Annotated in this window: 14 protein-coding genes; 9 read left to right on the forward strand and 5 right to left on the reverse strand. The window is 49.7% G+C overall.

Annotation, left to right across the window (positions count from 1 at the left end):
* Positions 1 to 146: 146 nt before the first annotated feature.
* From BN6628_RS02260 to BN6628_RS02280, 5 genes are all read right to left on the reverse strand, one after another.
* Complete coding sequence (locus tag BN6628_RS02260) at positions 147 to 4,664, reverse strand: S-layer homology domain-containing protein (protein ID WP_068613656.1); 4,518 nt, start codon at positions 4,662 to 4,664, stop codon at positions 147 to 149.
* 122 nt (positions 4,665 to 4,786) lie between these two features.
* On the reverse strand, positions 4,787 to 5,308 hold the full coding sequence (locus BN6628_RS02265; protein WP_068613659.1) for a phage tail protein: 522 nt from the start codon (positions 5,306 to 5,308) through the stop codon (positions 4,787 to 4,789).
* Positions 5,309 to 5,319: 11 nt separating this feature from the next.
* Positions 5,320 to 5,817 carry a phage tail protein gene (locus BN6628_RS02270; protein ID WP_068613660.1) on the reverse strand — a complete coding sequence of 166 codons (498 nt, stop codon included), beginning with the start codon at positions 5,815 to 5,817 and terminating at the stop codon, positions 5,320 to 5,322.
* A 28-nt stretch (positions 5,818 to 5,845) separates the two neighbouring features.
* Complete coding sequence (locus BN6628_RS02275; RefSeq protein ID WP_068613664.1) at positions 5,846 to 6,367, reverse strand: phage tail protein; 522 nt, start codon at positions 6,365 to 6,367, stop codon at positions 5,846 to 5,848.
* Between the two features lie 16 nt (positions 6,368 to 6,383).
* A complete protein-coding gene (locus BN6628_RS02280) occupies positions 6,384 to 6,854 on the reverse strand; it encodes a GNAT family N-acetyltransferase (protein ID WP_068613667.1) in 471 nt (156 codons plus the stop codon).
* 537 nt (positions 6,855 to 7,391) lie between these two features.
* Between BN6628_RS02280 and BN6628_RS02285 the strand changes: the two genes are divergently transcribed.
* The 9 genes from BN6628_RS02285 (at position 7,392) to BN6628_RS02320 (ending at position 19,910) form a co-directional block, all read left to right on the forward strand.
* Positions 7,392 to 7,622: a plantaricin C family lantibiotic gene (locus BN6628_RS02285; RefSeq protein ID WP_082926755.1), complete on the forward strand. Its 231-nt coding sequence runs from the start codon at positions 7,392 to 7,394 to the stop codon at positions 7,620 to 7,622.
* An 85-nt stretch (positions 7,623 to 7,707) separates the two neighbouring features.
* Positions 7,708 to 10,824 (forward strand): type 2 lanthipeptide synthetase LanM family protein, encoded by a 3,117-nt coding sequence (locus BN6628_RS02290; protein ID WP_068613671.1) that lies wholly within the window; start codon positions 7,708 to 7,710, stop codon positions 10,822 to 10,824.
* Between the two features lie 63 nt (positions 10,825 to 10,887).
* Positions 10,888 to 11,070: a class II lanthipeptide, LchA2/BrtA2 family gene (locus tag BN6628_RS02295; RefSeq protein ID WP_148449253.1), complete on the forward strand. Its 183-nt coding sequence runs from the start codon at positions 10,888 to 10,890 to the stop codon at positions 11,068 to 11,070.
* Between the two features lie 81 nt (positions 11,071 to 11,151).
* Positions 11,152 to 14,079 (forward strand): type 2 lanthipeptide synthetase LanM family protein, encoded by a 2,928-nt coding sequence (locus BN6628_RS02300; RefSeq protein WP_068613677.1) that lies wholly within the window; start codon positions 11,152 to 11,154, stop codon positions 14,077 to 14,079.
* Between the two features lie 33 nt (positions 14,080 to 14,112).
* The gene (locus BN6628_RS02305; protein ID WP_082926756.1) at positions 14,113 to 16,281 is read left to right on the forward strand and encodes a peptidase domain-containing ABC transporter; all 2,169 of its coding nucleotides are present in this window, start codon (positions 14,113 to 14,115) and stop codon (positions 16,279 to 16,281) included.
* A 15-nt stretch (positions 16,282 to 16,296) separates the two neighbouring features.
* Positions 16,297 to 16,443: a hypothetical protein gene (locus tag BN6628_RS26010; protein WP_157692451.1), complete on the forward strand. Its 147-nt coding sequence runs from the start codon at positions 16,297 to 16,299 to the stop codon at positions 16,441 to 16,443.
* Between the two features lie 24 nt (positions 16,444 to 16,467).
* Positions 16,468 to 17,379 (forward strand): ATP-binding cassette domain-containing protein, encoded by a 912-nt coding sequence (locus BN6628_RS02310; protein WP_068613680.1) that lies wholly within the window; start codon positions 16,468 to 16,470, stop codon positions 17,377 to 17,379.
* Between the two features lie 4 nt (positions 17,380 to 17,383).
* Positions 17,384 to 18,118 (forward strand): ABC transporter permease, encoded by a 735-nt coding sequence (locus tag BN6628_RS02315; protein WP_068613683.1) that lies wholly within the window; start codon positions 17,384 to 17,386, stop codon positions 18,116 to 18,118.
* Positions 18,119 to 18,518: 400 nt separating this feature from the next.
* Complete coding sequence (locus tag BN6628_RS02320; protein ID WP_068613685.1) at positions 18,519 to 19,910, forward strand: L-cystine transporter; 1,392 nt, start codon at positions 18,519 to 18,521, stop codon at positions 19,908 to 19,910.
* The last annotated feature ends 170 nt before the right edge of the window (positions 19,911 to 20,080 follow it).

Consider the following 20,080-nt stretch of genomic DNA (forward strand, 5'->3'; position numbering starts at 1 on the left):
GCTGAATTCCGGCACTGCCCAGTGCCGAGTAGTCTCTGATTTCCAATCGACAATGGTAAAATAGATAAGATGAAGGCCCCGGATTCGAGTCCGGGGCCTTCATCTTATCTATTTTATGATATTTCGAAGATGTTCTACTCTGTCTTCTATTGGTCGGACATGCTGTTGATCAGGCCTGCGGCTTGCAGGAAGCGTTCCATAATCACAGCAGCCTCCGCCCGGGTCATGTTCTGACCAGGATTTAATTTCCCCGCATCCCCCTTCATCATGCCATGAAGGATGGTAAGTGCCGCAGCAGACTTGGCCCAGTTAGAGATCATGTCCTTATCTCCGAACGGCTTAAGCTGCTCCTCCACTTGAGTATCCGAAACAGAAGTATCCATATGGACCAGCTTCATCGCTTTGGCCAGTATGGTCATGGCTTCCTCCCGAGTGATATTGGAATTCGGATGGAAGGCATTGTTCGGATCACCCTGCACAAGCCCTTCGTTCACCGCGGTGGATACCGCCTCCTGGAACCAGTCCCTGGAGCTAACGTCTTTGAATGCGGACGGTTTATCCGCGGGTTTGAGCCCAAGAGCCCTGACTATAACAGCAGTGAATTCCGCCCGGGTGATAGAATGATCCGGCAGGAACTTCGTGCCGTTCGTTCCTTGGAGAATCAATCTGGATGCCATGTTCTCAATGCTGGTTCGGGCCCAGTGACTAGAGATATCAGTAAAGGTGGCTTTATGGGAAATCACGGCGTATAGGCTGTTGCTCATACTGTTGATTACCGCATAATATTTGCCGTCTTTCTTAATAATTTTAGTCGGAACATGGGTGAGCTTGCCTTGAGTGGAAATAACCACGCCTGTCGAGAACCTTACAGGCATGGCTCCCTCAGGAAGAGCGATGATCCGCTCTACATAACCCGGGAAGCGGTCAATTGCAATCTCTTTTCCCTTATATACAGCCTTGATTGTAAATTCCACCCCAGGGCTGATCAGGATAATTTGCCCGATTCCTACATGAACTACTTTAATTGTGTCTTTAGGCAGCTTGGTTACCTCGATCCGGATCTGGATGTCCTGGAGCTGTGCATCCGGGCCGAACTTGTCTGCCACGGTCTCTGGATGAATGCGGTCTGCCGGAAGGGTATAGGTTGCTGTTTCTGTCTGAATCACCAAGGTGCCATGTTTGGCCTTCAGCATGTTGTATAAACGCGCATTCAGCAGGGAGACTACGGAGTCTGAGTTATTCTTGACCGGAATGGTCATGATGACTCCATCTTTTTCTTTATCCAAATGGGCACGAAGTTTGGTCTCATCCAGAGACACCTGGGTAATCTGCTTTCCGTTCTCGGATTTGACCTCAGCGGCTGCCATTTGTCCCAAGGAGACTCCGTTGATCAGAATATCCTGATTTGAGACAACCGGTGGCGTGCTTCCACTACTGCTACCACTACCGCTTCCACCGCTGCCACCGCTGCCGTTAACGTTACCACCACTGCTTCCATTTCCACCGCCACCGCTTGAGCCTCCACCAGTAGAAGGAACAGGGGAAACCTCTATAGTCACAGAAGCTTCATTGGAGTAATCTTTACCGTCTGTAACGCGGTAAGTGAAGGTATATGATCCATAGTCATCCGCAGTAAAGGTGAGCTTGAACGTTCCTTTGGAGGCGTCAGTTAGAGTCAGCTTGCCCTTAGCCGGAGGTTTCACAATTTCGTAGGTAAGGCTGTCACCGTCGACATCGGAGGCTGACAGTGTGCCGGAGTATTCTGTCCCGCCAGTAGCTTTAAACTGAAGATTCTTGGCGACAGGGGCATCGTTGACCGCAGTGACTTCAATGATGATATTCCGTATGGTTGGATCATACGTTCCACCACCGCTTGCTTTCCAGTTGAAGGTGGTGGAGCCGTACCAGTCTGCATCCGGCACGAAGGTTAGGCTGGTTAGATCTTCAGCGGCTATCTCTTGCCCGGCTTTTACCGCTGTCCCGCTTAGCTTAAGGACTCCGTGTTCCGGAAGATTAACCACTTGTATCTTCTTAAGTGAGTCAAAGTTGAAATCTTTGGCCCTAAAGTTCAGGACTGTATCTTCCTTGGTGCTGAGAGCTTGAACCAGTTCGATGGTGTCCTGATAAGATTCACTTACATTACCTGCCTGATCCTTAAACCGGACATATACCGCCTTGGTCCCATAATTTGTATCTGCAAGGGTCCAGGTTTTGGAGGTAGTGTAGTTTTCCTCACTGCCCCATGTCTGGCCGTCATGAGATAATTGCATTTGTGTTGTGCCCATATTGTCCTCGCTGGAGAGAGTCAGGGTAACCTCCTTAGAGCCTGTATAGGCTGCTCCCCCATTAATGACAATCGAGCCGGTTGGCGGTGTTTTGTCCAAGGTGAATTTCACGGTCGCTTTGTTCCCCGCCTCATCCGTAACAACCAGCGTATAGCGGCCTTCCTTCTGAATGGTCGAGCCTTTGGTGAACGGTTCGTTATTAAGCAGGGCGGTGCCTTCATCAAACGTAATAGTTAGATCGGAATTATAGAACTTGCCGTCTTCGACCCCGCTAATTACCGGTGGCTTGGTATCTATAGTGAACGTTATGATGGTGCTGTTGCCCGCAGCATCCTTTACATTAAGGACATGCTTGCCTTCAGCGGAAACCTCTGTGCCGCTTGTGAACGGCTGTCCATCCAAAGTTCCTGTACCTTCCTCGAAAGAAATAGTAGGGTACTTGTTGTAGAATGCCTGATCGGATACACCGGTTACTGTTGGTGGAGTCGTATCGAGAATGATGTCACCTGAGACAGCTTCGGAAATATTCCCTGCTGCATCGATGAACTGCACGTACACCTTTTTGGAGCCATCTCCTTCAGTGAGAGAATACTCGTTGGTCGATTGATAAGGTTCCGGCGTGTTCCAGCTGATTCCATCCGCAGAGAATTGAACCTGCTTCACACCAGAAGCGTTAGGAGCGCCGGGATCATTCCCGGTTAAAGTCAGCGTAACCTTGGAATTACGGGTGTACACCTCTCCGGCGTTGATCACGATTGTACCGGTCGGCTTCACCGTATCAACGAAGAAGTTGATCGTGGCTGCATTCCCGGCTTCATCGGTTACAACCAGCTTGTGAGGACCGTCTGTGCTAACCGGTGTGCCGCTGAGATAGTTCTGGTCATCGAGCTTAGCGCTAGCGGTTCCTTCATCAAAAGTTGCTTTAGGAGCCGTGTTATAGATGCCTCCTTCAGTAACCCCTTGAACCGCAGGGGCTACGGTATCCAACATGATCGTATCCGACACGATGCCGGAAATGTTCCCTGCCCTATCTGTAAACTGGGCATAGACGGTTTTAGCTCCGTCACCGTCCGTTAAGGTGTAGCTCTTAGTGGTAGAGTAACTTTCAGGTGTGATCCATGTCTCCCCATCTTGGGAGAACTGCATCTTGTCAAGCCCAGAGCCACCCTCGCCTCCCGGATCGCTGGCTGTGATAGTGAGGCTGACGGTGGTGGACTTCGTTGCAGCCGCCCCATTGTTAATAGATATGGTTCCTGTTGGGCCTGTCTTATCGATGATAAAATTCAAGGTTGTTGTATTTCCAGCCGGATCGGTAACTACTAAGGTGTTTCTTCCTTCCCTGGTTATTAAACTTCCTGAGGTATACACGCTTCCGTTCAGCGTGGCCGTCCCCTCGGCGAAGATAGCAGTCTGGTCTGTTTTATATACGGCACCATTGGCTACTCCGCTTACTGTAGGCGGGGTGGTGTCCAGAATAATATCGTCCGAGAAGGAGACCGTCTCTGTTCCGTCGCTCAGCTGCATATACACTGTCTTGGTTCCGTCGCCTGCAGCAAGGGTCCACGATTTCGTGGAACTGAATTCCTCCCAATCTGACCAGATCTGATTATCGTTAGAAAAACGCATTTTCAACGGGTCTCCATCCGGGTCAATTCCAGACAGATCCAGATTGACGTGAAGTGAATTGGTAAGAGTCACGCCGGAGTTAATGGAGATGGAACCCGTTGGCGGCTCGTTGGCGGCGTAGGTTATTTCGAGTATTGGGACGGTTGAGTCATTGTTTTCACTGGCATAAGCAGAAATGCGTGTACTAACTGGGTCTGATTCATTGCCTGTCAGAATGAGCGTGACGTATCCATTGGTTCTGAATTTTTTAACGATTTCTGTTATATCTGCAGTTTGAGGTTTCGAGTTATCACCAAGAGTATTCTCGGGGTTGAGTTGTACGTAATTGTCAGGAGATTTAGTTTTGTCATACTCAGGCAAAGTATTAGAGCTTTCATCCCAATCCACATTATTTGAGCCCCAAATTTCTATATATTGATTGGGTTGAAAAACCTGCTCTCTTGTTTTAAGTTTTAAAATTGCTTGAGTAATCTTTCCGGGTACACTCCCTAAATCAAATTTTAGTACGCTCCTTTCAATTGTATCTAGTCCATCTTGCTTTAAATGTCCAAAATACAAGTCTTTATCATTATAGGGTTGCCCATCTTTAACCGATCCGGGATCCGCATTCCACGGATAACTGAAGTTCAGATCGGCTACCGGATTTTTAGCAACTGTTGTTCCACTGCCATCAGCAGAAGTATTAGCCACCGCAAATGGTTGAAGTATCCCCACGAACAGGACAAGGATCAGCCACTGTGAAATTCTCTTCATATATTACCTCCCTATAACTAGATAGTTGGGAATCCCAGACATTAAATGGTCTGGGATTCCCAACTATGCCGAATTTGAAATGACCTGAGCCCAAATTCGGGGTCAGGTCATGCTGCGCATCTTCAACCGCGTGGAGGGAAGTCCCCCTCTAGAGCGATGATAAAGTTCACCGCCAGGTACGGCTGCATGTTATTGTGGGGCAGGCTTGACCCGGTGACGCCAACTGCCTGTGGATTCATGTTCTGATTGGGCGAGACAGAATAAGCAGGAGGTCCCACCCGTCCTGCCGTCTTCGTCCATACCGCATTCGTCGGCTCCGCAACCCCGTTGGTTGCATTTTGGCAGGCAGGAATGTGGGTGTGGACGGGCATTTCTGTTGTCAACAGAGTTACACTAGCCGTTCCCCCTGGACTTCCCAAAGGCCTTGGCGTAAGGCCAGGGCCTTGCCCTTGATGCATAGGTGCCCGGCCGCGAAGATCGGGAAGAGCGAAGGTCGTTTTCCCGTCCCCCCCGTAGGTGTTGCCCAAGAGCGAGAATAAAGGTGTGTTGTTACGAATGGGCATTATACTCCCGTCACAGAAGGCCCAGCCCTTAGGCGCAAAGGTCCCCGCAAAGATACGGATTTCCCCAACATACTGATCCATAATCGGCCTCCTTAATTCCTTGGCGGATAAAATCCGGTAGTTGCAATACAAAAGGTTAGAACACTGTACGGCTGCATATTGGTATGCGGTTGGCTGCCGCCGCTTGTTCCTAAAGCGGCTGGGCTCATGGTTGTGTTCGGCTCAGCCGCATAGTCTGCGGAAGAAGGCTTACCCCATACTTTTCCGGAAGGATCATTGGATGTGGAGCCAGTGGCATCTCCCATGGCCAGATGGTTATGGGCTGGCATCTCCTGTGTAGTCAAGGTATGAGCGGACTCCCCAGAGGCTTGTCCAAGAGTGATTCCATTTCCCGGGTGCACAGGAACCCGGCCGCGCAGATCAGGCAGCGCAAAATTGTTAACCCCATCTCCGCCATAGGTAGTCCCAAGAAGGGAGAACAAAGGTTGATTTGTAGCGATTGGAAGAAGCTGCCCGTTGCATTCCGCCCAGCCTCTGGGTGCATAATTACAGGAAAAGGCACGGATTTCACCTAAAAAAGTCTCTGCCATTTGAATTTCCCCCCTATAAAATTAATGGTTAGTCTCGCGCAGGGTAGACACCATTCAGCGCAATAATAAAGCTGATCGGCAGATATGGCATCATGTTGTTGTGCGGCTGACTGTTTCCGGCAGGACGGATAGCCGAAGGACTCATGCTGCCAGTCGGAGCAGCACTGCTGTACGGCTTCATGCTGCTGCTAAGTCCCCACACGTTGTTGGTAGGGTCTACGAGTTCTCCGCTGCTCATGTTGGCGTTAATAGGATGGGAATGCCTTGGAAGCTGGTTGGTTGTCAGAGTTACGGCCTCCACACCTGCCTTCTGTCCCAGAAGATAAGTAATGCCATCAACTCGACTTTGTCCCGTATGAACAGGAAGTCTCCCGCTCAGATCCGGCAGAGCAAAGGTGTTGACCCCATCGCCTCCATAGGTTGTGCCGATAAGCGCGAAGAGCGTATCATTCTCACTGATCGGAAGCAAGGCTCCGTTGCAGAAGGCCCAACCCGCCGGCGGGAAGTTGCCCGCAAACATGCGGATTTCACCCAAATACGGCTCACTCATGATAAATCTCCTTCCGTTATGAAATTGTCTGATTGCTCCATACCATCTCCCAATAGGTTTCGGTCTGGCTGCACGGCAGGAAGCCGTGACGTTCGTAAAGTCTTCTGGCTGGATTCGTAGGAGTGACTGAAAGAAATAGAGGAATTTCCTGGCTGCCTGCTTGGCGTTGAAGTTCGTGGAGTAGGGCGCTTCCAATCCCTTTGTTGCGGAAAGGGGGCAGCAGACAAATATCAATGAGGCGGATGCTCTTGGTGTCGGATTGGACTAACATTCTTCCGGCAGGCTTTTGATCATAGGAGATGATGTGGTTGATTGCCTGTGGGTACTGCAATTGATAGGAATTAATCTGCATGGTCCACTGCATGAACAAGAAGGATTGAATTTCTTCTTCTCCCCAGCCCCATGTCTTCACTTCATCCCATCTTCCCGAGACAAACACCTCATATAGAAAAGGCTCATCTTCGGGCAATGCCTTTCTGATTTCCATGCCTTAACCCCTCAGGAATTTAGTAGAGACGTACTATGAAAATAGTGCTATTTAGAAATACCATAGAGGATTTGGGTTGTCAATTCTTGTTATTTACTTCTTTCTAAATGAAATTCGATATGGAAGAAGGAGGGAATTGTTCTCATTGAAATGTAAAGAATTCTATGAAAAAGAAAGAACTAAGGAAGGAATAAGACTATTAGAAGAATGTAATTTTTAGATTTCAGATCGTGTTTTAGCGAGAGAGCAAGTAAAGAAAAATGGTCCTTATGTACTGAAAAATTACCATATTTAGTAAGTTAGCAAATCAGATGAGCTATCACGCGGCCAGCCTGGCCTGCTGTGAATTTCACAGCTTTTCATGGAATTCTGAAAATAGTACATAGGCTATAACATTTCCAAGAATAAAAATGGAAGTTTACTGGAAACCAGGACAATGTAAGCATTTACATAGATTAAATCTATAAGCTAGTATCGGCGTAGGGTACAAATTAGAAATTGTATCCAACAAAAATAATTGAAAGGCAGGGATTATTTATGAAAATGGCTGTGCTCAAAAATCCGGTATTGAGAAACAAAATTGGGTATGAAGGTGAGAATCCTTCAGGAAACGTGCTGGAAGAAATTAAAGATCATGATGTTGTAGGCGCAATCAGCTGGGGAACTGTTCTGACAACCCTGGCTTGTCTGGGTGCCAGCTATGCTCTAGGTGACAAAGGGCAAGTATGTACTGCAACCGTAGAATGCATCAATAACTGCCGGAAATAATTATCGGTCTTACGTATAAGTCGTTGGCATAGGGCAGACCGACCAGCTGCCTTATGCCAATGTCAAAACAAAGGGAGGCATTCACATGGAACTCACAGCAGAATCCGTTCAAATTACCGGCAAGGATATTGTGAATTACTGGCTTGGTCTGTTTCCCGAGATAGAGAACGAGGATAAGTTACAAGAATTATTACATATGATTGGTGAGTTAAGCCTTGAATGCCTGATTGATGAAACTATGCAGAGGCAGCAGGAGCTGGTTTCGGTCCCTCATGAAAGATTTGCTGCTTTGATGGATAAGCCGCTGGCTGAATATCTAATCACTCATGCGGACCGCTTGGAACGTTATGTCCCCTTCTGTCATTTCTTCCTTCCTGTTGTAAGTCATGAGCTTGGCCCGTTCCAATCGCGCCTTGCTGAAATGGAAATTGTAGAGGATCCAGTCCTGTTTACTGAGCATACGGTAAAACATATTCTGGACAGCCTGTTCGAGCTGGCCTACCGGGTTATCGTGCTGGAAGTAAACGCGGCGCGGATGAGCGGGCAGCTGAAAGGGGCAACGTCCCAGGAACGCTTAACTTATTTTGCCGATGTCCTTCTTAAAGATAAAAGTTACCTACTAAGCATATACGAGGAATACAGCACTCTAATTGAGGTTTTGAGTATTACCACACGAAATTACTTTAATTTTACTCTTGAAGTACTGCACAATACGGCAACAGAGAAGATGAGCCTGGAATCTGTGTTCTTCATGAAGGAGCCGATGGGCCGGGTAGTCAAGCTGGATACAGGAGCAGGCGATGGTCACAAGGGTGGCAAGGCAGTATCGATCATGCACTTCACCAGTGGAAGCAAGCTGGTGTACAAGCCTAGAAGCCTGGAGCTGGAAATAGGCTTTAATGAGCTGCTTCACTGGCTGAACAATCAGGCGGCAAAGGCTGGGAAGGTTCTGGACTTTCGGACAAGCCGGGTGTACAGCTTGCAGGACTGCGGGTGGATGGAATTTATCGAGAATGAGGAGTGCCCGGATTACCAGGCGCTTGAGAGGTTCTATGTCCGCTCAGGTCAAATTTTATGCCTGCTGTATGTGCTGAACTCCGTCGATTTCCATTTCGAGAACCTGATTGCGTCGGGGGAACATCCGATGCTGATTGATATGGAATCCATCTTCCATGCGGTGGCCAAGGGAGAGAAGAAGGAGGAGCACAGCGGTTATATCAAAGCAAGGAAAGTTATCAATTCTTCCGTCAATATGATCAGTCTTCTGCCTACGGTCCTTAGCAAGAGATCGGGAGCCGATGAAATCAGCTTTGACCTTGGCGGTTTAAGTGTTCATGAAGAGCAGACCATTCCTATTAAGTCGTTGTTCATCGATGGAATTGAAACGGATCTCGTCAAGGTGCTGAGGCAGGACAGTGTCATCACACCGAAGTCCAACAATCCCGTATTTGAAGGGAGAATTGTCAGCTCAGAGGATTACGTCCGGCATCTGAAGGATGGATTCAGCCAAATGTATCTATGGATCATGAACCACAAGCGGGAGGTCGAGCATAAGGTCAAGATGATCTTCTCGGCCATGAGAAGCCGCCTGATTATGAAAGCGACAGCCTTCTACGGACAGCTTCTGAAGATCGCCGCACATCCTGATTTTATGAGATATGAGGCCGACCGCCGGATGATCCTTCACCGGGTGGCCCTTAAGGCGAGTGAGGTTCAGAAGTGGATCGTCAGTTCCGAGTATGAGGATCTCTACCAGAATGACATCCCTTATTTTACCGTGGATATCAATGATACCCGGGTGATTAATTCACGCGGCGAAGCCTGTGAGGATCTGCTGGAGCGAAGCTCGATGAGTGCGGTGCTGGAGAAGCTGGAGTCCCTTTCCCTAGGTGATTTGAACAGACAGAATGAGTTCATCGAGATGTCTTATTTCAATAAAAGAACGGACGAAGCCGATCTTACCGGTGTTCAGCTGGGGACCGGCCCGCGCAAGCTGACTCCCGAACGCTGGCTCCAGGTGGCGAAGGAGATTGGTGAGCACATTCTGGACAGCAGCATCAGCGGCAGGAATGATGCGGGGAACCCTGACAAGTTCTGGATTAGCACGAGCCTTCAGGGCTTTGAGGAGAATATATGGAAGCCCGATGTTCTGGGGTTTGATTTATATAACGGAAATGCCGGCATAGCCTTGTTCCTCGGATATTTGGGTAAAATTACCGGCCGGGCCGATTTCAAGGAAGCCGCCTTTGAGGCCATGGAGATGCCAAAGAGCATCATGCAGACGCTGGAAAAGGATCAGCCTTACTCGATCGGAGCTTTCACCGGCCTCCCGGGCATTATGTATACGCTGCACAAGCTGGCCGATCTATACCGGGATGAGACGAGCATTGATTTCATCAATGCTCATATGGACACCCTTGGACAGGTGCTTCTGAAGGATGAGATTCACGATGTAATCGGTGGAGCAGCGGGGGCTATGGCCGTTGCGCTCTCGATGTACAATACGCCGAATGAAAAACTGAAGAGAGCCTCGCTTAAGCTGGCTATGGCCAGCCGCGATCAACTGATGCGGTCCGCGAGGCAGCAGGAAGAGATGATCTTCTGGCCTTCCGTCGGGGATAAGTCCTACTCGGGCTTCTCCCATGGCAGCGCCGGAATTATCACATATATGCACAAGCTTTATACCCTGTGCGGGGACAAAGAGATTCTGGCGGATTTGGGCAGAGCCCTCCGGTTCGAGCGGAGCCTCTTCTCTGCCGGGGATGGCAACTGGTTCGTGTCAGACCGCCGGGATAAGGTAAGCCATGGATGGTGTCATGGGGCCCCTGGAATGTTGGTCAGCAAATTGCTGCTGCTTAAGACGGGCTACTCGGATAGCCAGCTTGAGCAGGAGATTGAGACTGCGGTTCACACCACGATGAAGTACGGTATCGGAAACAACCCGACTTACTGCCATGGGGATCTCGGCAATCTGGCCGCGCTCCGCTTCGCTGGAGAGTTAACCGGTAACCACCAGCTGCTGAACCAATCCAACATGGCTTATCAAGAGCTCTTTGACCAAGTGCTGTCGAAGGAGTGGAATCAGAAGAACATGAAGAGCGGCTGGTCGCTAAGCCTGATGATTGGCATCACAGGTTTTGGATACTCGATGCTCAGGCAGTATGCGCCAGATGTGGTTCCTGAGTTTCTCTGGCTGGAATAGAAGCTGATATATCGGCGGGCAACCCCCTATATATAAATATTTCAAATCATGAGAGGAGAATGAATGATGAGAGCAGAACTGAATCAGATTTCCGGAATGATCGAGGAGAACGAGCTTGAACTGTTGGCGGGTAACGAGGATGTCAAAGGCGGCTGGACACCGGTAGCCACAGTGGTCATCTCGGTTATTGGTCTCACCATGAATGCAACTCCATGCCCTACATCCGCTTGTACGAAATCCTGTTAATTCCGTAAGACTCAGATTAGGCAGGGGAGCACTGGCTCTCCTGCCTAATCTCCAATTCCAGTTACCAGAGGGAGGATTCGTATGGCTGTTGAGATGAAGGACAATGAGTGGGTTAGAGGGCTGGCGGACTTCGAGGTTGCCTGGGATCATCCGAATCGGGACAGGCAGGCGTTTCATTTGTTTTTTGCGAGATTCCTCAGCGGGTTCCAACAGGAGGTTGCTCGGCTGCTGGAGCGGCTGGAACGAGAAAGCGGGCTTCAAGTGGAGAAGGAGATCATTATTCCTGAGATTGTAGACTCTCTGGAAAGTGAGTTATCCTCACTAAGCATCCGGACCTTAATCTATGAAATCAACGAGAAAAGAATACTTGGCCTCCTGCAGGGGGACACCCCCGAACAGAGGTATGAATATTATCACAGCCAATTTTTAAATCATGAGCCGTTCTTTGAAATTTTGAATAAGTACCCGGTACTTTACGACTTGATCCTTCAGCTGATCCAAGGACGGCTGAGGCTCATGGGTCAAGCTTTAACCCGTCTGGCTCAGGACCAGGAGCGGATTAGAGCAGACTTTGGAAAGGATTTTGCCAAGATAACCCGTATCCGGATTACCTCCGGGGATACCCATAACGATGGACAAAAAGTTCTCAGTATCACTACAGATACCGGGAAATTCTTATATAAACCGCACAGCCTGTCCACGGACTGCCTGTGGAACGCGTTGGTGGATTTCATGAACGAACAGGGCGGACTGCGGACCCGTATTCATTACGTCACAAGCATCGATCGTGGAAGCTACGGCTGGCAGGACTACGTCGAAGCCGCGGAATGCGGCAGCACACAGGAGGTCGCAGCCTATTATTACCGGCTCGGCGTTAATTTGGCACTGCTCCATACGATTGGAGCTACGGATATTCACTTTGAGAATCTCATTAGCGCAGGCGAGCACCCGTATATCGTGGATCTGGAAACCCTCATTGAGAACAAGACCATGGAAGCGCCGCACACCGGCAGCCTGGTGGAAGAATTCAACCGGATGATTAACGAGTCGGTGCTGGGCACGGCGGTGCTGCCGCTGAATTTCAAGAACAGCATCTTTGACTTCGACATGAGTGCGATGTCCAGTATGGAGGAACAGACCTCGGATTTCTGGAAAATGTTCGTGGTGCTGAACAATTTCACCGATGAAATCAAGCTTGAGCGGCTGCCAGGCACAATAGGCAGGGCCTCGAATTTTGTGATACTGAACGGGGAGAAGGTGGAGCCTTACCTTTATATCGAGGATCTGTTGGAAGGCTTCGAAGACGGATACCGGCTCATTTGTGAGCATAAACAGGAATTCAAAGATGGTCTAACCTCGTATTGCGCCATTCATCCGGTAATCGTAAGACAGGTGCTGAAGCCGACCAGTATTTATGCCAAATTCCTTGAAGCGTCCTCACATCCGGTCTATTTAAAGTCAGCTGCAGACCGGCTGAATCTTCTATCCAAACTGAAGACGAGGAAGGATCAGGAGAATCAGAAGATTCTGCTTCAGAGAGAGTATGAGATTTCAGCTCTGTTCCAGTGTGACATCCCGTACTTTACGACAACCATGAATTCCAGGGACCTGGAATGCAATAACGAGGGCAGCATACCAGAGTATTTCAACCTTACGCTTATGGATATTATTATGAACCGTCTAGACCGGATTTCGCTGGACCAGCTGGAGACCCAGCTCTTTCTCATTCGCTCGTCGATCTCCACCTCCGTGACTAACAATTGGCTCAAGGAGCCGGCCGGAAGCTTCCCTAGGCTGAACCGCCAAATTCCTTATTTCAAGAGCGGTTCCAATTATGTGGAGTACGCAAGGGAACTCGGAGATCGCCTGTCCCGCATGGCAGTGTGGAACAAGGAGGGGACTGCCTGTACCTGGCTCGCCCAACTGATTGACAAGGAGCGGCTCAGACTCGGGGCGCTGAACTATTTTCTCTATGAAGGCGGTGGAGTCATTCTGTTCTTGTACACTCTGGCCAAGGAGACTGGGGAAGACCGTTATTTCAAGCTGGCCGAAGCAGGGCTCAGAGGTATTGAGGATCAGCTGGATGGGGCCGGAATGAAGGCGGCACTCTCTTCCTTCAACGGGGTGGGTTCTCTTATTTATCTTTATTACACTGTATACCGGATGTTCGGCGATATGGCGGCATATGCCAAATACGGGGAACAGCTGGATTATCTTCTGAAGGAGACCGATCTAACAGGGCATCATGAGCTGGATTATGTATCCGGAGTCTCGGGACTTGTGACCCTGCTGCTGAATATTTACGACCAGGAACAGGACTCAAGGTTGCTTGAAATCTGTAAACCTTTGGGTGAGTATCTATATCAAGGGATCAAGGACCGGGAGGGAATTGCTTTGGCGGGGCTGTCCCATGGCTGGTCAGGTGCGGCACTGGCTTTACTTAAGCTGGCGGCCTGTCTGGAAGAGGAAGATCAGCCCCAGCGTTACAAAGACCTGGCCCTTCGGCTGCTGACGCAAGAGAATGAGCATTACAGCCAGGAGAATAGGAACTGGCGCGATCTAAGAACCGGAGAGGAGGAAGAGGCCGATCCGGTCTACTGGTGCCATGGCGCTCCCGGCATTGCGCTCAGCCGAGCTGAGATGCTGAGGATTGCAGATCCAGAGGATCGTCCAGGATTGGAGGCGGATCTGCGTCTCGGAATCCAGAAGCTGCTCTCTGACGGCTTTTCTCTGCGGCTCGATCACAGCCTGTGCCATGGGGTATTCGGCAACCTGGATATTCTGGTGACGGCCGGAAAGTCTCTCGGCGAAGCTGAATGGTTCCGCACTGCCCACACGGAAGCTGCGCGGGCGCTGGAACAGATTAAGGCGTCCCGCGTGATCTGCGGGCTGAGCAACGCATTTGACCTGCTGTCATTCATGGTGGGATTAACCGGGATCGGTTACACCCTGCTGCGTCTGAATAATAACAGGCTTCCTTCCGTGTTAGCCATGGAAATCTACCACTAACTTCCGCCCTCCCGGGTCCGAAAGGAAGATACGATGCGAATACCAAGGAGAAGGCATGTTCCTTATATAAGCCAGATGGTGCAGACCGAGTGCGGGTTGTGCTGCTGTGCGATGATCCTGAACTATTACAAGAGCCATGAGACTTTGCTTGACCTCCGGGAGTTCATTGAGGTAGGCCGGGACGGCTTGTCCATGAAGCAGCTCCAGAGTCTGTTTACCGGACGGGGCTTCGAATCGAAGATGTACAAGGCGAATGTGGAACAGCTCAAGAAGTTCCAGCTGCCGGTGATTGTGCATTGGAACCATGAGCATTTTCTTGTGGTGGAGAAGTTCACCAAGGATGGGGTTCTGATCGTAGACCCTGCCAGTGGGAGCCGCAAAATCCCCGATGCCGAGTTCGAAGAGAAATTCACCAATTACGTGTTGACGGCTGTTCCTACAGAAGACTATGTTCCCCGAAAAAGGACCCGAAGAAGCCCATGGCTTCACGTGCTTAAGATGCTGCTTGAGAAGAAGCGGCTGATGTTCGCCGCCCTGTTGATCTCGGTTGTCAGCTACCTGATTATGCTTCAGATTCCCCGCTTTGTGGAGATGATCATCGACAAGGCGGCTTCGGCTACCGATGTGCAGTGGCTAAATGCCTACCTGCTGGGGATTGGTGCGATTACTTTGCTCTATCTGTTCGTGCTGCTGGCCCGGGGAATGAGTTATATTGTGCTGAATGTGGCTGTAAGCCGGGAACTCGTGTCCAAGACGTTCCTGCATCTGCTGAAGCTGCCCTTTAAGTTCTTCGATGTCCGCACCTCAGGGGACTTGATCTACAGGCTGGGGAGTATCAATGGCCTTAGGGAGCTTCTGACTACCCAGCTCATCGGGGGATTTGTCGATCTTGGTGCCATGGTCTTCATTCTGTATTACATGCTCAGCAAGTCTGCCGTACTTACGCTTGCCGCAGTGGGCATCTGTGCACTCAACGTATTGTTCATGGCTCTGACCCGGAAGTCGATTGCCGACTCCATTAACAATGAGATTGTGATGCAGACCAAGTCCCAGTCGATTCAGGTTGAATCCCTGTTTGCCATTTCCTCAATCAAGATGTCTGGCATGGAGGATCAGGTGTATGCCAATTGGGACGGGAGCTTTGAGCAGGTGCTCGATAAGTATAAGAAGAGATCTGTCATTCAAAATATGTACAACTCAGTGAACGGCACCTTCCAGACGATCGGACCGATACTGATCCTGGTTGCCGGGATGTACCTCACGTTCAACAAACAGCTGTCGATCGGTGAGGTGGTGGCTTTTCAAGCCTTATCCTTGACCTTCTTCGGCCTCAGCACCTCCCTGTTTGGTGTATACACCCAGTACCTTCTGGCCACGACCTATCTAGAGCGGGCTAACGACATCTGGGAGCAGCAGCCGGAGAGGGTACCGGATAATCCGGTTCAGCATGAATTGAAAGGAAGCGTTGAATTAAGGCAAGTCAGCTTTTCGTATACCGCCCATTCTGAACGGGTGCTCAAAGATATTGATCTTCATATAGAAGCCGGTCAGAAGGTTGCCATTGTGGGTTCCTCCGGCTCCGGCAAAAGCACACTTGGCAAAGTGCTGGTAGGCCTATATTCTCCGGTGAGCGGGGAAGTTCTATACGACGGAATTCCAATGGGGGCGCTCGACCGCAAAGAGCTGTGCAGGCAGATGGGGATTGTTCCCCAGGACATTACGCTGTTCAATAAAACGATCTACGAGAACATTGCCATGAACAAAGAGGTGACCATGGAGGAGATTATTGAGGCAGCCCAGATCGCCCAGATCCATGAGGAGATTATGGCTATGCCAATGGGTTACCGCACCGTGATTTCCGAGATGGGGATGAATCTGTCGGGCGGTCAGCGGCAGCGGGTGGCTCTGGCGAAAGCGCTGCTGAATCATCCCAAGCTGATCATTCTGGATGAAGCAACCAGCTCTCTGGATGTCATTAATGAATCGCGGATTTCCGATTATCTCAAGTCGGCAGGCTGTACACGAATTGTCATCGCCCATCGTCTGTCAACCATTAAAGATTCTGACCTCATTGTGGTTATGAAGAATGGTGAAATTGCCGAGCGGGGTACACATGCGGAGCTAATGATCCTGGGCGGTGTCTACTCGGAGCTGTACCGGACTCAGGCCGGTACGGAGAATGAAGCCTTAATGCTAACCTAGAATGGAGGAATTAAGATGCGGACGAAAAAAGGCTTGACGATGGTGGTATGTGTGGCGTTGGGACTCGTGATTGGCCTGATGATAAACCAGTTGTTGTGGGGTCTGCTTGCGGGACTGGTCATCGGGGTGATCCTGGAATTCTCCGCGAATAAGAACGCATAGCTTCGGAAGATGGGGGGGATCACATTGCCGGATTATATATTGAGGACACATCAATTAAGTAAAATATATAAGCAAGATCAAATACTGAGGGACCTCAACCTGAATATCCGTAAAGGGGATATCTATGGGCTCATCGGCATGAATGGAGCAGGTAAAACGACACTAATCCGCATTCTGGCCGGGCTGATTCCAAGCTCTGGCGGGACGGTGGAGCTGTTCGGAGAGACAGATCCCCGGCGGATCGAACAGCTGCGTGCGAAGATCGGGTGGCTGATTGAGACCCCTGCGCTTTACCTGAACCATACTGCATATGAGAATCTGGAGATGGAACGGATTCATAAGGGAATTCAGGATCGGCGGGAGATTGACAAGGTGCTGGAGATTGTGGGACTTAAGGAAGCTGGCAGCAAGAAAACGGCCGATTTCTCTCTGGGCATGAAGCAGCGGCTGGGGATTGCCATGGCACTGCTTGGTGACCCGGAACTGCTGGTGCTGGATGAGCCGATTAATGGCCTTGATCCGGTCGGGATCGCCCAGATGCGGGAGCTGCTGCTGGAGCTGAACCATAGATACGGGATCACGATCCTGATATCCAGCCATATTTTGACCGAGTTAGCCCAGATAGCGACTACGTATGGCATTATCAATAATCATACACTGATTGAAGAGCTTTCGGCTGAGGAGCTGAATAAGCGCAGCAAGCAGTATTTGGCGATCAAGTCGAGGCCGGTGGAGGATACCCTTAAGGTGTTAACCACCAAGCTGAATACCAACCGGTTCGAGGTCGTCGGCAGTACAGTGCTGTTATATGATTATTATGCGGAGTCCGGCAGGGTGGCCTCCGTCCTGTATGAGAACGGAATCTCAGTAGAGGAGATCTCCTGTAAGGGACAGGATTTGGAGCACTACTATATGGGACTGCTTGAAAGGAAATGAGGCCATGGGAAATCTAATCCGAGCTGAACTGTACAAGCTTAAATCGTCCAAAATCCTCTATATTATGGTGATTCTTCTGACGCTGCTGTCGCTGGCGATTTCATATTGGTTCAGAACTTATTCCGGGCAGCGGATGATGCTGCTCGTATTTGAGATTCAGCTCATGTTCCCGCTGATTATTGTGATCGGGCTGCTGGGAGCCAGCTTTATCTCGGGGGAATACAAGTCGGGCGGGTTTAAGAAATATATTTATTTTGGCCATAACCGGGGGCGGATTCTTCTGTCCAAAAGTATTGTGTACCTGCTGGTGATTCTTCTGCTGAGTGTGATCATGCCTCTGCTCACCACCCTCATTAATTCGGGATTGAACGGATTTGGGGGAACGACCCAGGCAAGCGCGGGGGTTATAATATTCAGAACCTTTGCGCTCAGTCTGCTTGTTTACGTGGGCGTGGGGGCGGTGGCTTTTCTGATCTCTATGCTGTTCAAGAACAGTCTGGCTACCATAGGGGTGTTCTTCGGACTATACAACCTGTATGTCATCCTGCAGGCGGTTGCGATGAAGAGTGAGATCTTCCGGAGCATTTACGAGAAGACGATTCTAGGCCAAATCGCAGTTGCATCATCGCCGAACATTACGGCATATCAAATCTGGCAGTTGATTGTGGTGGCGCTGCTGACCATTGCGTTGTCTTTGCTGCTCAGCGTATATTGGTTCAGGCGCACGGAAATCAAGTGATGGAAATCAAGTGAATAGAAGAAAAGGAATATGAATATGGAATAAGGCCTCTGAACCTCTGAACCTCTGAACCTCTGAGCCTCTGAGCTGGTTATGGTTCGGAGGTCTTTTTTTGCGGCATGATTCCTGCTGAAATCGGGTAATACGGGGTAGGAGAGTACTTCGTCCATTTTAGTCAAAAGTATACAGAAATTAATCCTATAAATTTAGTCGAGATTATGTTACAATAATCCAGCAGTTTCTTCTTCAAGCCATGGGAGGGGCTGAAAGGCCCGGGTTTGAGGACGAATACACCACGAAATGGTGATGAACTGAGGACAGGTAGACGGAAAGTCCCTGTTACAGTTCACCTTGGTTCAAGCCATACAGAAGATTACATTTGAAGAGGGGGAGCGTAAATATGACTACATTCTGGGTCATTATTAACGTAGTTGTCATGCTGGTTCTGGTCGGAATTCTACTCTGGCTTCAGAAGAAGCACGTATCATTTACCAAGCGGGTATTTACTGGTCTTGGTCTTGGGGTTGTGTTTGGGGTTATTCTGCAGCTCGTATCCAAGCCGGATTCCGACGTGGTTTCGAAGTCTGCGGACTGGTTCAATATAATTGGTTACGGTTATGTCGGATTGCTCCAGATGGTGGTTGTACCGCTGATCATGGTATCTATTATCTCGGCCATTATGAATCTTAAAGGGAAGCAGAATCTAGGTAAGATCAGTGCTTCGATTATCGCGGTGCTGCTGATTACTACAGCAATTGCTGCTTCCGTGAGTATTGTAACGAGCCTTAGCTTCAATCTTAAGGCTATCGAGATTCAAAAAGGCGACAAAGAGCAGCAGCAGGGAGTTAAGCTGGAACAGAAGCTGGAGGATGTTAAGGATCTTACGATTCCGCAGCAGATTCTGGAGTTTATCCCTACGAATCCGTTCGAGGATATGACTGGAGCACGCCGGACCTCCACCATTGCGGTGGTTATCTTCTCCGCGTTTATCGGAGTGGCGGTGCTTGGATTGGATAAGAAGAAGCCTGAGCAGGCGGAAACTTTCCGCAAGCTGATTGATGCTGTATATGCTGTTGTTATGCGGATTGTGACCTTGGTGCTCAGATTGACGCCTTACGGTATTCTGGCGCTGATGACCAAGACGATCGCTACCACAAACGCCGATTCCATTGTGAAGCTGATCAAGTTCGTGGGCGCTTCTTATGTGGCTCTCATTGTTATGTTCATTATTCATCTGATTCTGCTTGCACTGTTTGGTTATAATCCGGTGCGCTATGTTCGCAAAGTGCTGCCGACTCTGGTATTTGCCTTCACTTCACGCTCCAGCGCGGCTACAATACCGCTCAATGTGGAGACACAGACGAAGAAGCTTGGGGTATCCTCAGGGATTGCCAACCTTTCCGCTACCTTCGGGGCAACTATCGGTCAGAACGGCTGCGCGGGGATTTACCCAGCTATGCTGGCGGTAATGATCGCGCCAACTGTGGGTATAGATCCGTTCAGCTGGGATTTCATCCTGACTCTGATTCTGGTGGTTACCATCAGTTCCTTCGGGGTTGCGGGTGTCGGCGGTGGAGCTACCTTCGCCTCCCTGATTGTGCTGTCCACTATGAACCTACCGGTAGCACTTGCGGGTCTCCTGATCTCGGTTGAACCGCTGATCGATATGGGACGTACTGCTCTAAACGTGAACGACTCCATCACCGCAGGCGTTATCAGCGGTAAGATCCTCGGCGAGAACGACAAAGATGTCTTCAACAGCGATGTGGATCTTGACGTGGCTCACGCGTAAGAAGATAGTTCGTATTCTATATAGTATTCCAATAGGTAGAGAAATCCCGGTCTGCATTTGCAGGCCGGGATTTTTGGTATTTAACGAAGACAGGAGGAAGCCAGTTTACATTTAGATAATCATCTTAGTGACTTCCATTAATATCTAGCTAACATTACTATGACATGATT

The sequence above is a fragment of the Paenibacillus tuaregi genome (assembly GCF_900086655.1).
GTDB lineage: Bacteria > Bacillota > Bacilli > Paenibacillales > Paenibacillaceae > Fontibacillus > Fontibacillus tuaregi.

Excerpts from the sequence above, each read along its gene's own strand:
- BN6628_RS02260 (WP_068613656.1), bottom strand. The coding sequence starts at position 4,664 with ATGAAGAGAATTTCACAGTGGCTGATCCTTGTCCTGTTCGTGGGGATA.
- BN6628_RS02265 (WP_068613659.1), bottom strand. The coding sequence starts at position 5,308 with ATGGATCAGTATGTTGGGGAAATCCGTATCTTTGCGGGGACCTTTGCG.
- BN6628_RS02270 (WP_068613660.1), bottom strand. The coding sequence starts at position 5,817 with ATGGCAGAGACTTTTTTAGGTGAAATCCGTGCCTTTTCCTGTAATTAT.
- BN6628_RS02275 (WP_068613664.1), bottom strand. The coding sequence starts at position 6,367 with ATGAGTGAGCCGTATTTGGGTGAAATCCGCATGTTTGCGGGCAACTTC.
- BN6628_RS02280 (WP_068613667.1), bottom strand. The coding sequence starts at position 6,854 with ATGGAAATCAGAAAGGCATTGCCCGAAGATGAGCCTTTTCTATATGAG.
- BN6628_RS02285 (WP_082926755.1), top strand. The coding sequence starts at position 7,392 with ATGAAAATGGCTGTGCTCAAAAATCCGGTATTGAGAAACAAAATTGGG.
- BN6628_RS02290 (WP_068613671.1), top strand. The coding sequence starts at position 7,708 with ATGGAACTCACAGCAGAATCCGTTCAAATTACCGGCAAGGATATTGTG.
- BN6628_RS02295 (WP_148449253.1), top strand. The coding sequence starts at position 10,888 with ATGATGAGAGCAGAACTGAATCAGATTTCCGGAATGATCGAGGAGAAC.
- BN6628_RS02300 (WP_068613677.1), top strand. The coding sequence starts at position 11,152 with ATGGCTGTTGAGATGAAGGACAATGAGTGGGTTAGAGGGCTGGCGGAC.
- BN6628_RS02305 (WP_082926756.1), top strand. The coding sequence starts at position 14,113 with ATGCGAATACCAAGGAGAAGGCATGTTCCTTATATAAGCCAGATGGTG.
- BN6628_RS26010 (WP_157692451.1), top strand. The coding sequence starts at position 16,297 with ATGCGGACGAAAAAAGGCTTGACGATGGTGGTATGTGTGGCGTTGGGA.
- BN6628_RS02315 (WP_068613683.1), top strand. The coding sequence starts at position 17,384 with ATGGGAAATCTAATCCGAGCTGAACTGTACAAGCTTAAATCGTCCAAA.
- BN6628_RS02320 (WP_068613685.1), top strand. The coding sequence starts at position 18,519 with ATGACTACATTCTGGGTCATTATTAACGTAGTTGTCATGCTGGTTCTG.